General features: G+C 66.3%; 11 protein-coding genes and 2 tRNA genes. 3 read left to right on the top strand and 10 right to left on the bottom strand.

The genetic code is table 11. The features are described 5' to 3' along the window. Nucleotides 1-35: 35 nt before the first annotated feature. The 5 genes from A6723_RS20295 to A6723_RS20275 form a co-directional block, all read right to left on the bottom strand. On the bottom strand, nucleotides 36-863 hold the full coding sequence (locus A6723_RS20295; RefSeq protein ID WP_054909185.1) for a DUF2797 domain-containing protein: 828 nt from the start codon (nucleotides 861-863) through the stop codon (nucleotides 36-38). Beyond that, the gene (locus A6723_RS20290; RefSeq protein ID WP_024765109.1) at nucleotides 863-1,123 is read right to left on the bottom strand and encodes a YeaC family protein; all 261 of its coding nucleotides are present in this window, start codon (nucleotides 1,121-1,123) and stop codon (nucleotides 863-865) included. Before A6723_RS20290 ends, A6723_RS20295 begins: the two co-directional genes overlap by 1 nt. Before the next feature lie 184 nt (nucleotides 1,124-1,307). Beyond that, on the bottom strand, nucleotides 1,308-2,174 hold the full coding sequence (locus tag A6723_RS20285) for a rhomboid family intramembrane serine protease (RefSeq protein ID WP_054909184.1): 867 nt from the start codon (nucleotides 2,172-2,174) through the stop codon (nucleotides 1,308-1,310). Next, entirely contained in the window at nucleotides 2,171-3,151 is a 981-nt protein-coding gene (locus A6723_RS20280; RefSeq protein ID WP_054909183.1) for a metallophosphoesterase, read from the bottom strand. Before A6723_RS20280 ends, A6723_RS20285 begins: the two co-directional genes overlap by 4 nt. Continuing rightward, on the bottom strand, nucleotides 3,151-4,038 hold the full coding sequence (locus A6723_RS20275; RefSeq protein WP_017519352.1) for an NAD(+) kinase: 888 nt from the start codon (nucleotides 4,036-4,038) through the stop codon (nucleotides 3,151-3,153). Before A6723_RS20275 ends, A6723_RS20280 begins: the two co-directional genes overlap by 1 nt. A 102-nt stretch (nucleotides 4,039-4,140) precedes the next feature. On the opposite strand from A6723_RS20275, the gene A6723_RS20270 reads away from it, so the two are divergent. Then, nucleotides 4,141-5,079 carry a DUF1853 family protein gene (locus A6723_RS20270; RefSeq protein WP_054909182.1) on the top strand — a complete coding sequence of 313 codons (939 nt, stop codon included), beginning with the start codon at nucleotides 4,141-4,143 and terminating at the stop codon, nucleotides 5,077-5,079. Here the strand turns inward: A6723_RS20270 and A6723_RS20265 are convergent. From A6723_RS20265 to A6723_RS20255, 3 genes are all read right to left on the bottom strand, one after another. Beyond that, entirely contained in the window at nucleotides 5,067-6,011 is a 945-nt protein-coding gene (locus A6723_RS20265) for a 1-aminocyclopropane-1-carboxylate deaminase/D-cysteine desulfhydrase (RefSeq protein WP_139093026.1), read from the bottom strand. The two genes, A6723_RS20270 and A6723_RS20265, sit on opposite strands and share 13 nt — an antisense overlap. Nucleotides 6,012-6,021: 10 nt before the next feature. After that, nucleotides 6,022-7,482: a hypothetical protein gene (locus A6723_RS20260; protein ID WP_054909181.1), complete on the bottom strand. Its 1,461-nt coding sequence runs from the start codon at nucleotides 7,480-7,482 to the stop codon at nucleotides 6,022-6,024. Nucleotides 7,483-7,769: 287 nt separating this feature from the next. Further along, nucleotides 7,770-9,803 carry an NADPH-dependent 2,4-dienoyl-CoA reductase gene (locus A6723_RS20255; protein WP_054909180.1) on the bottom strand — a complete coding sequence of 678 codons (2,034 nt, stop codon included), beginning with the start codon at nucleotides 9,801-9,803 and terminating at the stop codon, nucleotides 7,770-7,772. Between the two features lie 210 nt (nucleotides 9,804-10,013). Here A6723_RS20255 and A6723_RS20250 point away from each other — a divergent pair, with 210 nt between their 5' ends. Both A6723_RS20250 and A6723_RS20245 read left to right on the top strand, forming a co-directional pair. Then, nucleotides 10,014-11,132 carry a carbon-nitrogen hydrolase family protein gene (locus tag A6723_RS20250; RefSeq protein ID WP_054909179.1) on the top strand — a complete coding sequence of 373 codons (1,119 nt, stop codon included), beginning with the start codon at nucleotides 10,014-10,016 and terminating at the stop codon, nucleotides 11,130-11,132. Further along, nucleotides 11,129-12,166: an AraC family transcriptional regulator gene (locus A6723_RS20245; RefSeq protein WP_054909178.1), complete on the top strand. Its 1,038-nt coding sequence runs from the start codon at nucleotides 11,129-11,131 to the stop codon at nucleotides 12,164-12,166. The genes A6723_RS20250 and A6723_RS20245 overlap by 4 nt, the downstream gene beginning before the upstream one ends. A 252-nt stretch (nucleotides 12,167-12,418) precedes the next feature. Here A6723_RS20245 and A6723_RS20240 read toward each other — a convergent pair. Continuing rightward, nucleotides 12,419-12,495 (bottom strand) — tRNA-Asp (locus A6723_RS20240). 97 nt (nucleotides 12,496-12,592) lie between these two features. Further along, a tRNA-Asp gene (locus A6723_RS20235) sits at nucleotides 12,593-12,669 on the bottom strand. Between the last annotated feature and the right edge of the window lie 27 nt (nucleotides 12,670-12,696).

The following is a 12,696-nucleotide window of genomic DNA, read 5'->3' as shown; positions in this document are numbered from 1 at the left end:
GCATGCCACGAGCCGGAAATTCAATACGGTGTCGATCAGGCGCTGATGGCCAACTGGTACGCGGTGAACTTGCGCACGTTGATCACGCCGGTATCGAAGATCAGGTACTGGCCCTTGATACCCTGCAGGGTACCCTCGACCACCGGCGTCTTGTCCAGATCGAAGCTGGTGATCTTGGCCAGGTAGGCCTCCACCGGATAGCGGATCTCGATGGGCTCCATGTCGATCACCGGCTGGATCGCCTGCAGGCCGAAGCGCTGCTGCAGCCCGACGATACCCTCGGCACAGGCGTCGAAGATCTGCTCGCGAATCGCCACCAGGTCCAGTGGCTCGGCCTCGCCCTTGAGCAGCGCGCGCCAGTTGGTGCGGTCGGCGACCTGGCTGCGCAGCAGGTCTTCGACGAAACCGGACTGCTGGCGGGTCGCCACGCGCATGATCGGCAGCGCCTGGCGCGCGCCCTGGTCGATCCAGCGGGTCGGCACCTGGGTGGCGCGGGTGATGCCCACCTTCACGCCCGAGGAGTTGGCCAGGTAGACCACGTGGTCGGTCATGCAGAAACGCTCGCCCCACTCCGGATCACGGCAGGAACCGTCCTCGAAGTGGCACTTCTCCGGGCTCATGATGCAGCTGTCGCATTGCGCCAGCTTGGTGAAGCACGGGTAGCAGTAGCCCTGTGCGAAGCTCTTCTTGGTCTTGCGGCCGCAATGGCTGCAGAAGATTTCGCCCAGGTACTCCAGGCGCACCGTCTTGCCGATCAGCGGGTTGACCGGGACCTGCGCCTCGCCGAGGCGGAAGGCATACTGCACGGGGCTTTCCAGGCGCGCCGACATCTTGTCCAGGGCGCCGCGTCCAATCTCTTGCATCAGTGCAGGGAGTTGGAGGAGAAGATCATGTTCGGGATCGGCTCAGCGTGGGAGGCGCATTCCTGCGGGCCCATGTAGCCGGTGCGCTGGTCCTCGGGCAGGTTGTCCATCTCCCAGGCGATCATGGCCTGCAGCGACAGCTCCTTCTGCTCCTGGGACAGTTTGCGGCCGTCCGGCCACTTGCCGATTTCCACGGCCAGCTTGAGGCTCTCGTAGATTTCGGGGGTGATGTTCTGGATCATTTCGGCGAAGGACGACATGGGCCGGCTCCTGCAGGGGAAAACGAAGCGGGCATTCTACCGGGCCGAGCGCCCGGGCGCACGAACAGAGGTCAGGCGGTAAGTGATTGCTCTTGTGTAGGAGCGAGCTTGCTCGCGAACGGGCCCCACGGGATGCTGCGGAGCTAAGCAGTTCGCGAGCAAGCTCGCTCCTACAGGTTCAGGGTCAGGCCACGCGACGACGCGCCAGCAGTCCACCGATCAAGCCGCTCAGGCAACCCGCCACCAACCCGCCCACATGCGCCCCATTGGCGATGGAGCCGAAGCCGAGCAGGTCGATCACGCCCGAGAGGCACACCAGCAGCCAGATCAGCATCATCGCCACCACGCCCTTGGGCAGGTTGTAGGCCGGCGTCGGCGCCATGCGCTGGAAGATCCAGCAGTGCCCCAGCAACCCGTAGAGCACGCCGGACAGCCCGCCGAACAGGCTCGGCCCACTGACGCCGTACTGCACGACGTTGGAGATCAGGCCAAAGCCCAGGCTCAGCCCCAGCAACAGCCACGGCCCCTGGCGGTACTCGATGCGCCGCCCCAGCTCCCAGTACCACATGGCGTTCATCGCCAGGTGCAGCCAGCCGAAGTGGATCAGCATGGGCGTGAACAGGCGCCACCATTGCCCCTGCGCCAGCGAGTCGGACAGCGGATAGAACAGCGCGCGATCCTCGCCGACCAGCTGGAAGTTCTGGAAGGTGAACCAGCGCAGCGTCTCCGGCGAGGTACCCAGCAGGGTGACAGCCGCAACCACGAAGGTCACCAGCAACACCGCCGCCGTCATCCGGCTCATCTTCAGTTGCTGCACGAACCCCGGCCCGCGGCGCTGGGGTTCGGCCTGCACGGTGAACTCCGGGTCGCCCTGCGGGTAGCGCTGGTAGAGGCTGCGAACCTGCTCGGCCAGCTGCGAATTGGGCACCCAGAGCACCTGTTCGCCGGCCTCCTCACTGACCCGGAACGGCACGTTCAGTCGGCGCAGCAGGCCAACGAACTCCCCCAGGTCGACTGCCGCCGGCAACCGCATCGCTTCAATGGCACTCACTCATCGCCCTCCGGACGCTTGACGTCCACCCACACGAACTTATTGCGGTCCAGCCGCGTTTCCTCGTCCAGCCGGTAGGCCGCGAGCTTGCCGTACATCACCGCGCTGTAGTCCAGGCAGGCGAGGTTCGGGCGGATCGGCGCCGGCGTGCCGCGCCGCCAGTAGTGGCCGACGAACAACAGCGGCTCGTCGGCACCGTAGGTCAGCAGGCGCGACTTCTGCTCCTCGCTGAGGCGTTCGCTGGCCACTTCGTCGGGCAGCGCGTCGGGCTGGAACACGATGTCGCCGTAGGTCTCCGGCGCACGGTCTTCTTCCCAGAACTTGGTACGGAAGGCCGAGCGGGTGAAGCCGTCGCTGCCGGTCAGGGTCATGCCGTTAGGCAGGCGCATGTCGGTGCCGCGCAGCAGGCGGTCACAGGCTTGCTGGGCGAAGCTGCCGGGCTCGGCGCTGGCCTTGAGGAAGGCCTCGTCGATGCGCCCGCTGGAGAACTGCTGGCGCAGCGTATCGATCACGTCGTGATCCCAGCAGGCGTGGACCATGCGGAAGCGCCCGGCATCGAGGAACAGCGGCATCTCCTGGAACCAGCCGAGGAAGTCACGCCAGTCCGCCGGGTGGCCTTCGAACTGCTCCAGGGTCTCCTTGATCAGCCGGGCATGGCGTGGCGTGTGTTCGCGCACGTACTGCCGGCCGCTACCGGGCGCAGCGGGAGTCGACCAGCCGAGAGCATTGAATTCGTGGTTGCCCATGATGCACAGCGCCTCGCCGGCGGCGACCATGTCGTGCACCCGGTGCAGCGCCTCGCGGATGCGCGGGCCGCGGTCGATGATGTCGCCGAGGAACAGCGCCTGCCGCCGCGCATGTCGCCAGACGCCACCCTGGGCGCGATAGCCGAGGCGCTCCAGCAGGTGATCGAGGGTGTGCGCGCAGCCGTGGATATCGCCGATCAGGTCATAGCCGCGTGCCGGGTCGAGCTCCATCACTCGCTGCTCCCCAGGCGGCTGCCCCAACCCAGCTTGGTCCGGCAAACCTCGTAGTAGTTGTGGTCGATGGGATGGATCAGGCGCAGCTTCTGCGGCTTCTTGCTCACCGTGACGGTGTCGCCCGGTGCGCAGGTGAAGTGGTTCTGCCCGTCACAGGAAACCTGCGGGTAGATCTGCATGTTCGGCGAGACGACGATCTTCAGCTCGCTGTTGCCGTCGACCACGATGGGCCGGCTCGACAGCATATGCGGGTACATCGGCACGACCACGATGGCATCCAGCTTGGGATGCATGATCGGCCCGCCGGCGGACAGCGCGTAGGCAGTGGAGCCGGTCGGCGTGGCGACGATCAGGCCGTCGGCCTTCTGGCTGCAGACGAACTGGCCATCGATGTACAGCTCGAATTCGATCATCCGCGTGGACTTGCCGGGGTGCAGCACCACGTCGTTCAGCGCGTCGCCCTGGCCGATGGACTCGCCATGCCGGCGCACCAGCGCATCGAGCAGGAAGCGGCTCTCGACTATGTACTGGCCGCCGAGCACTTCGGCGACCTTGGTCTCCAGCTCGTCGGGGCGGATATCCGTGAGGAAGCCCAGGCTCCCGCGGTTGATTCCCAGCACCGGCACCTTGTGCCGTGCCAGGGCGCGCGCGGCGCCGAGCATGCTGCCGTCGCCGCCGACCACTATCACCAGGTCGCAGATCTCGCCCATGATCTTCCGCGAGCAGGTCTGCAGGCCGTGGCCCGGCAAGACCTCGGCGATGGTGTCCTCGAGGATCACATGCAGGTGGCGCTCGGTGAGGAACTTCTTCAGCCGACGGATGGTTTCCAGGACCTGGGTGCTGCCCAGGCGGCCGATGATGCCGATATTGCGAAAGGGTTCCATGGGACTCCGGACGGCGTTGCGGGTACTCGAATGTCGGAATTATGGGCGAAAGGCTCAGGCAGCGGCAAACCGCAGCGCGGGCATAACGGCTAGGCTTGGGGCATGACCGACTTCACCGCCCTGCTCGACGAGCTGCTGATCGACCTGCGCCAGCCGCAGGTCCGCGACCTCGCCTGGACGCTGCTCTCCCCGCCCCTGCTGCAACCTGGCAGCCCCGCCCTGCGCCATCCGCTCAGCGCCAGTCGCTGGCACTCGCAGCCCCGGCTGCTGGCCGACTGGCTGCGCAGCCAGGAACACTCGCCGGGCGAGCTGCTGGCCCAGCTCGAAGCCGCGCCGCACCAGCGCCTGGGACGCTACTACGAACGCCTCTGGCAATTCGCCCTGGAGCGCGCACCGGATCTGCGCCTGCTCGCCGCCAACCTGCCGGTGCGCGACAACGGCCAGACCCTGGGCGAGCTCGACCTGCTGGTGGAAGACGACGCCGGGCTGCATCACCTGGAACTGGCCATCAAGCTCTACCTCGGCCCCAGCGACGACGGCCCCGACTCCTGGCTCGGGCCGGGGGCCGAGGACCATCTGCTGCGCAAGATCGAGCACTTCTACCAACACCAATTGCCGCTCTCGGCCACCGCGCAAGGGCTGGCCGTGGTCCGCGAGCACAGCGACGCCACGCCATCCCCCGGCCTCTGGCTGGGCGGCTATCTGTTCTACTCCTGGCCCACGCCCTGCCCGCCGCCCACCGGCGCCAGTGACAACCACCAACGTGGTCGCTGGCTGCACCGACGCGCCTGGCCGGCCTACCAGGCACAGCACCCGCAGGGTTGGCAGGCGTTGTCGCGCAAGGGCTGGCTCTCCCCGGCCGCCGAGGACGAATGCTGGAGCGCCGAGCGCTTCGCCGCCTGGCTGGAGGAGCTGCCGGAAGACGGCTTCCCGCAAATGCTGGTGCGCATGGAGTTCCGCGAAGGGCGCTGGCGGGAGCAGGAGCGCCTGTTCCTGGTGGGTGACCGCTGGCCGCGGGTGCACAGCGGTTATTCGCGCTGAGTGGCCAGCGCCGTCAGCTTATCGTCCAGCGCTCGGCGCCCCTGCAAGCCACCGCTGTGGACGGCGACGATACGAGCACCACGGTCAATGCGCCCCGCTGCAATCTCATCGTGCAGCGCCAACAGCAGCTTGCCGGTGTACAGCGGTTCCAACGGTACGCCGCACTCCGCCTCGGTAGCCAGAATGAAGCGCGCCAGCGTCGCGTCGACCCGCGCAAAGCCACCACGGCTGGCGTCGATCAGACGGTAGCCGGCATCGGGCACACCGCCCGCTCTCAGCAACTCAGGCACCTGCGTTTCAACGCCATGCCCCGGCGGCACCGCCAGGGCACCGACCACGCAATGCGCGCCCTGCTCGCCGAGCACAAGGCCGGCCAGGGTCGTGCCGGTACCACAGGCAACCCAGAGCTGCTGATAGTCCTTCCAGCCCAGGTCGCCGAGCTGCTGGCGAATCACCCCGACCAGGGGTGAGCAGCCCTGTGCGCCGGGGAGCCCGCCGCCGCCCTCGCCTACCGCGAGCAAATGAGGATAGCGCTCGCGCCAGGGCCTCCAGAAATCGGCTTCGTGGCGCCGGCGATAACCGCCGTAGCCGAGCCAGTGGAGCTGCATGCCGAGCCGGCGCAGGTCGGCCACCGTCGGGTTGTCCTGCTCTTCGCCGCGCAGCAATCCCACGGTTTGGAAACCGAATCGTGCACCGGCCGCCGCGACCGCGTGGAGGTGATTGGAATGGGCGCCGCCCAGGGTCATCACACCGTTCAGGCCGAGATCGGCGGCGTGCTGGAGGTAAGGCGCGAGCTTGAACCACTTGTTGCCGGAGACCAGCGAATCCACCAGATCCAGGCGCAACAACGCCAGCTCGACGCCAGCGCGATCCAGCCAATCCAGGTGAATACGTTGCAGCGGTGCTTCCGGGCGCCAATCGGGAAACAGCAAGGCGCCCTGATCAGCCGGTAGTGACGCTGCGCAGGCGGCCGGCGGTCTTGTGCCGGGAACAGCAGTTGCTGTCGCCTTCGACAAAGCGGCCGGGGGTTTCCACGCGGTCGATGGGCATGGCGCAGCGCTCGCCGTTGGACAGCCGTCCTTCACAGGCGGGTTGCTGGTAATGGGCAAGCCAGCTGCGGTACTGGTCTTCGGCGACGAAGCACTTGGCAGCGGCGTAAGCCATGGGGTTTTCCTGGTAACGGGCGACATCCTGCAGCGACAGGGTCAGATGACCGGCGCCCGGATGGTACACCACGAAGATCACCCCCAGGCCGGCCAGACGCTCCAGCACCGAGCCGTCTACCGCCTTGGCCGACAGTGCATCGAGCTCCAGGCGCAGACCTTCCGCGCCCTGCTGCAGCTGCGTGGCAACCTGGCGCAACTGGGCGGTTTCCTCGCGCAACCGCTCGGCTTCCTGGCGCAGTTGCTGATTCTCCTGCTGCAGCTGCTGGTCCAGCTCGTTGCGGTAGCCCAGCTCGACATCGCGGACGGAAATCTGCTCCTTGTAGCGAGCCTCCAGGCTGGCCATGCGGGTGCGGGACTCTTCCTCGATCTGCTGGCGCAGTTGCTCCAGCTCGTCGCGGCCGCTCTGCTCGATATGGCGCAGTTGCGCGGTCAGTTCCTCGCGGCCGCGCTGGAATCCATTGGCCTGGCCATCCAGCTCGCGGCGCAGGCCGGCGTTGATCTCTTCCTCGCGCTTGAGGCCTTCGCGCAGCGCAGCGAGTTCGGCCTGCAACACCTTGACCTGCTCCTGCGCACCGAGCTTCAGGCGGCTGAGCTCCTGCTCGTGCTGCTGGCCGATCTGGGAAAGGCGGGCCTCATGCTGGCCGAGCAGCTCAGCAGTCTTCTGCTGGTGCTCCTCGAGCATCGCGCGGGCCAGCTTCTCGGCCTCCTCGCGGGACTCTTCGGCGGGCGCATACCACTGGTGCTCGTCGGCCATCTGCAGGCGCGCCAGCTCTACGGCGGCGGGTTCTTCTTCCACCAGCACGCCAAGGTTGTTGCGCTTGATCGATTCTCGCAGTTGCACCAGATGATTCTGGCTGGCGTCCAGGTTCGGGTCCCACAGATGCATCTGATGCCAGGACACCGGGCACTGGCTGCGGCAGGCCAGGCGAATGGGACCGGCCCCCATGTCGGGGCCGCGGCCTGCGCGGTCGGCGAGATTGCGCAGCGGCAGGTTCCAGCCGCGGTCGGCCTCTCCCTTCTCGTCGAAGTCCAGGTAGAAGAACACCACCGCCTTGACCAGCAGGCGCGGGTTGATCAGCACATAGGCGAGCTGCATCTGCTGATCGGCGTACTCCGGCATCTGCACGACGTTGTCGAGCAGCGCCTCGAATTCGGGGTAGAGCATTTCCCTGCAGACGCCACGGTCATTGAAGAAGACCACGGCTTCCACCATTTGAGGCTTCTTCTGCATGCTCATCGATTGACCTCTGGGCTCGTGCGGGAGGAAGTCTGGAAAAAGGGTCTGTCAGAAATGCAGCACCCAGACAGCGGGAAAATCCCGACATCCGAGCAAGTCTAGGGGAATTAATGTCGCAGGCAATGTGACTCGGTTGGCACCCGACCCGGTGGTCTGGCCGGGCGGTTAACCGGTTGGATAATTCTGTGACGCGGTTGGATTTTCGAAAGGATATCCGGGCCCGGAAGGGAACTTTTCCGGGCCCGGTTTTGAGACCTGAATCTCAGCCGGCTCAGGTCTCAGGCGCTTCATATCTCGGCAGCGAGGCGCGAGCCCTGGTTGATGGCGCGCTTGGCGTCCAGCTCGGCAGCCACGTCGGCGCCGCCGATCAGGTGCACGCTCTGGCCGGCAGCGACCAGGCCGTCATGCAGCTCGCGCAGCGGGTCCTGGCCGGCGCAGACAACCACGGTGTCCACCGGCAGCACCTGCGGTTCGCCGCCGGCGATGCTGATGTGCAGGCCGTCGTTGTCGACCTTGAGGTACTCGACGCTGTTGAGCATCTGCACCTGCTTGTTCTTCAGCCCGGTACGGTGGATCCAGCCGGTGGTCTTGCCCAGGCCGTCACCGACCTTGGACTTCTTGCGCTGCAGCAGGAACACCTGGCGCGCCGCCGCATGCGGGTGCGCCTGGATACCTGCGATGCCGCCACGGGCTTCCAGCTTCTCGTCGATACCCCATTCCTGCCAGAAAGCGTGGCGGTCCAGGCTGGTGGATTCGCCGGCATGGGTGATGTATTCGGAGACGTCGAAGCCGATGCCGCCGGCGCCGATCACCGCGGCAGTCCTGCCCACCGGCTTGCGTTCGAGGATGGCATCCAGGTAGCTGATCACCTTGGCATTCTCGATGCCCGGAATCGCCGGGGTGCGCGGCACGATGCCGGTGGCCAGGATGATCTCGTCGAAGCCGCCCTTGACCAGGTCGTCGACGCTGACGCGGGTATTCAGGCGCAGGTCGACGCCGGTGGTTTCCACCTTGCGCTTGAAGTAGCGCAGGGTCTCGTAGAACTCTTCCTTGCCCGGTACGCGCTTGGCGACGTTGAACTGGCCACCGATCTCACCGGCGGCGTCGAACAGGGTCACTTCATGGCCACGCTCGGCCGCCACGGTAGCGGCGGACAGGCCCGCCGGGCCGGCGCCGACCACGGCGATCTTCTTCACGTGGGTGGTCGGGATGTAGTTCAGCTCGGTCTCGTGGCAGGCACGCGGGTTCACCAGGCAGCTGGTCAGCTTGCCGCCGAAGGTGTGGTCCAGGCACGCCTGGTTGCAGCCGATGCAGGTATTGATCTCGTCGGCGCGACCTTCGGCAGCCTTGTTGACGAAGTCCGGGTCGGCGAGGAACGGACGGGCCATGGAGACCATGTCGGCATCGCCTTCGGCCAGTACCTGCTCGGCGACTTCCGGGGTGTTGATGCGGTTGGTGGTGACCAGCGGGATACCGATCTCGCCGCGCAGCTTGGCGGTGACCTTGGTGAAGGCCGCGCGCGGCACCTTGGTGGCGATGGTCGGGATACGTGCTTCGTGCCAGCCGATGCCGGTGTTGATGATGGTCGCGCCAGCCTTCTCGATGGCCTTGGCCAGCAGGACGATCTCGTCCCAGGTGCTGCCGCCTTCCACCAGGTCGAGCATCGACAGGCGATAGATGATGATGAAGTTCGGGCCGACGGCCTCACGCACGCGGCGGACGATTTCCACCGGCAGGCGCATGCGGTTCTCGTAGCTGCCACCCCAACGGTCGGTGCGGTGGTTGGTGTGGGCGGCGAGGAACTGATTGATGAAGTAGCCTTCCGAACCCATGATCTCAACGCCGTCATAGCCGGCCACCTGGGCCAGGCTCGAGCAATTGACGAAGTCGGCGATCTGCTTCTCGATGCCCTCTTCATCCAGCTCGCGCGGCTTGAACGGGTTGATCGGCGCCTGGATGGCACTGGGCGCGACGGACTTGGGGCTGTAGGCGTAGCGGCCGGCGTGGAGGATCTGCATGCAGATCTTGCCGCCCGCCTCGTGCACGGCCTGGGTGACGATCTTGTGCTTCTCGGCTTCTTCCGGCGTGCTCAGCTTGGCTGCACCGGAATAGACGCCACCTTCTTCGTTCGGGCCGATGCCGCCGGTGACCATCAGGCCGACGCCGCCGCGGGCGCGCTCGGCGAAGTAGGCCGCCATGCGCTCGAAGCCCTGGGGCTTCTCTTCCAGGCCGGTGTGCATGGAGCCCATCAGGGTGCGGTTGCGCAGGGTTGTGAAACCCAGGTCCAGCGGCGCGAGCAGGTGCGGATAAGTGGCGGTCATGGTTCCTCCGGCATTCACGATGATGCCGCGCCCTCAGCCTGCGGAACGGCGAGGCATGGGGCGCGGTCGGTATGGGGCAGACTTTAGGCAGCGCGCACCCGCCGCTCAATGATCGAAAATGACAAGTTACTGACCAAAGATGACACGCCGTCTTGGCAATACCCGGCGCAGCCCCTACCCTGTGGGGCACCCCATGAGTACCCGTCCTTTATGCGCAAGCTGATCTTCCTCGTTCTGGTCATCCTCTTCGCCGGTTATGCCGGCTGGGCGGAGCGTCGCCCGGTGGGCCACTACCTGTCCGACCTGCGCAGCCAGGTGGTGCTCAACCAGGGCCAGCCGTCCGAGCGCGGCAACCTGCTGGGCGTACAGCCGGAGCTGTTCACCCAGGACTACCAGAGCGCCGAACGCCTGCGTCTGAAATTCCGTGCCTACCTGGCCAAGGCCCGCGACGAAGGGCTGATCAACCCGCGTACCGTCGTGGTGTTCCCCGAGCACATCGGCACCTGGCTGGTGGCCGCTGGCGAGAAGCCCGAGGTCTACCAGACCGAGCACCTGACCGAGGCCATGGAATGGATGGCCGCCAGCAACCCGCTCAAGCTCGCGCGCGGCTGGCTCGGCGCCAAGGGCGAGGACCGCATGGCGGACGCCCTGTTCCGCATGAAGGCGGTAGACATGGCACATGACTACCAGACACTGTTTGGCGGGCTGGCCAAGGAATTCGGCGTGACCATCGTCGCCGGCTCCATCGTGCTGCCCAACCCGCGCATCGTCGAAGGGCAGATCCGTACCGGCAACGGCCGCCTCTACAACGTCAGCCAGGTCTTCGGTAGCGACGGCCTGCCGCTGGGCAAGCCGCAGCGCAAACTCTTCCCCATCGACGACGAGAAAGGCTTCACCCGCGGCGGCGATCCCGACGACCTGCAGGTCCTGCAGACCCCGGCCGGACGCCTGGGCGTGCTGGTCTGCGCCGACAGCTGGTTCCCGGCGAGCTACGAGGCGTTGGCGACGAACAAGCCCGATATCGTCGCCGTGCCTGCTTTCCTCACCGGCAACGGCAACTGGAGCAAGCCCTGGAAGGGCTACAACGGCGCGCCGACACCGAGCGATGTGACGCTCAAGCCCGGCGAACTGACCGAAGGCCAAGCCTGGGAGCGCCTTGCCCTGGCCGGCCGCCTCGGCGAAAGCGGCGCCCATGCCGGCATCACCGTGTTCATGCGCGGCCACTTGTGGGACCTGGGCAGCGACGGCCGCAGCCTGGTGATCAGCGGCGACAGCCACACGCTGGCACCCGATGGGCCCGGCGCGCGCCTGATCAACCTCTGGCTATGAGCCGCCCGACCATGCGGCTGGGCGATCTGTCGGTGGGCTTTGTCCACAGCCTCGCCGACGCTCTCGCGGAAAGCGGTATCGCGCCGCAGCCACTGCTTCAACAATACGGGCTGGACGCCGCGCGCCTGGGCGAACCGGGCGCACGCCTGTCGATCCCACGCTACATGCGTCTGGGCCATGCAGCCATCCAGCAGAGCGGCAACCCCGCCCTCGGCCTGCGCATGGGCCAGCTGAGCCGACCGAGCCAGAGCGGCCTGGCCGGTGTCACCGCCGCGCAAGCGCCCAACCTGCGTGCGGCGGCACGCGCGCTGATCCGCTTCGAGCCGCTGTACGCACAGAACTACCGCGGCCAGAGCAGCTTCATCGAGGACGCCAGCGGCGCCTGGCTGCGCTTCTATTCCATCAGCCCGTACAACGCCTACAACCGCTTCGTGGTGGATTCGGTGCTCGCCGGCTGGGTGAGCATGCTCGGCAGCATCGGCGCGCTGGCTCTGCGCCCGGAGAAAATCGAGATCGAATATCCGGCACCCGCCTGGGCCCCGCGCTTCGAGGAGATGCTGGGTTGCCCGGTGGAGTTCGGTGCGACGCACAACCAGTTGCGCCTGGACCTGTCGACCCTGGCACGCGGCAACCCGGACCACTGCCCGAGCACCTGGCGGCAGCTGCTGGAAATCTGCGAGAAGGAGCTTGAACAACAGACTCGAACACGCAGCCTGCGCGAGCGCGTCGCCCAGTTGCTGGGGCCGATGCTTAACGGACGCGAGCCGGACCTGGAGGAAGTCGCCGCCCGCCTGAAGCTGCCGACCTGGACGCTACGCCGCAAGCTGGCAGAGGAAGGCACGCAGTTCCGCAGCATCCTCAACGACACCCGTCGCGACCTCGCGATGATCTACATCCGCGACACCGACCTGGCTTTCGGCGAAATCGCCTACCTGCTCGGCTTCGCCTCCGCAGAGGCCTTCCAGCGCGCCTTCAAGCGCTGGAGCGGGCAAACGCCGGGGGAGTTCCGCCGCGCCCAGCGCCACAGCGCCTGATCACATCTCCGTGGCGTCGTCGGCCGGCTCCGGCAGATCCTGTTCCACGGCATGCAGCTCCAGCAGTTCTTCCTGATAGTCGTCCATTGGCTTTTCTCCTGACCGTTCGATCCGGTTTTAGCAAAGACCACGGGAAAAAAGCTAGACGCCAAAGGTGAACGACCTGTGACAGCGTCTTACAGGACAACGTCAGGACTTTTCGAACGGAAACGAAAAAGCCCTCAGGTATCGCTACCTGAGGGCTTTCGAATATGGCGCAGCGGACGGGACTCGAACCCGCGACCCCCGGCGTGACAGGCCGGTATTCTAACCGACTGAACTACCGCTGCGTGTCGGTTGGACTTTCGTCCGGTACAGCAACCTCCTTGCGCCTGGAGTGAATAACTCGACAAGCTGGTTCGGGGTAGGAACCAAGGAGGGGGGAAATGGCGCAGCGGACGGGACTCGAACCCGCGACCCCCGGCGTGACAGGCCGGTATTCTAACCGACTGAACTACCGCTGCGCGTAACTGCGAGAGTGGTGGGTGATG

The sequence above is a fragment of the Pseudomonas sp. AU11447 genome (assembly GCF_001672555.2).
Lineage (GTDB): Bacteria > Pseudomonadota > Gammaproteobacteria > Pseudomonadales > Pseudomonadaceae > Pseudomonas > Pseudomonas nitroreducens.
This window is presented reverse-complemented; position numbering and strand designations above follow the sequence as displayed.

What these genes read in the sequence shown, in the direction of transcription:
- A6723_RS20295 (WP_054909185.1), bottom strand. Translation starts at nt 863, where the DNA reads ATGCAAGAGATTGGACGCGGCGCCCTGGACAAGATGTCGGCGCGCCTG.
- A6723_RS20250 (WP_054909179.1), top strand. Translation starts at nt 10,014, where the DNA reads ATGCGCAAGCTGATCTTCCTCGTTCTGGTCATCCTCTTCGCCGGTTAT.
- A6723_RS20290 (WP_024765109.1), bottom strand. Translation starts at nt 1,123, where the DNA reads ATGTCGTCCTTCGCCGAAATGATCCAGAACATCACCCCCGAAATCTAC.
- A6723_RS20280 (WP_054909183.1), bottom strand. Translation starts at nt 3,151, where the DNA reads ATGGAGCTCGACCCGGCACGCGGCTATGACCTGATCGGCGATATCCAC.
- A6723_RS20275 (WP_017519352.1), bottom strand. Translation starts at nt 4,038, where the DNA reads ATGGAACCCTTTCGCAATATCGGCATCATCGGCCGCCTGGGCAGCACC.
- A6723_RS20255 (WP_054909180.1), bottom strand. Translation starts at nt 9,803, where the DNA reads ATGACCGCCACTTATCCGCACCTGCTCGCGCCGCTGGACCTGGGTTTC.
- A6723_RS20260 (WP_054909181.1), bottom strand. Translation starts at nt 7,482, where the DNA reads ATGAGCATGCAGAAGAAGCCTCAAATGGTGGAAGCCGTGGTCTTCTTC.
- A6723_RS20245 (WP_054909178.1), top strand. Translation starts at nt 11,129, where the DNA reads ATGAGCCGCCCGACCATGCGGCTGGGCGATCTGTCGGTGGGCTTTGTC.
- A6723_RS20270 (WP_054909182.1), top strand. Translation starts at nt 4,141, where the DNA reads ATGACCGACTTCACCGCCCTGCTCGACGAGCTGCTGATCGACCTGCGC.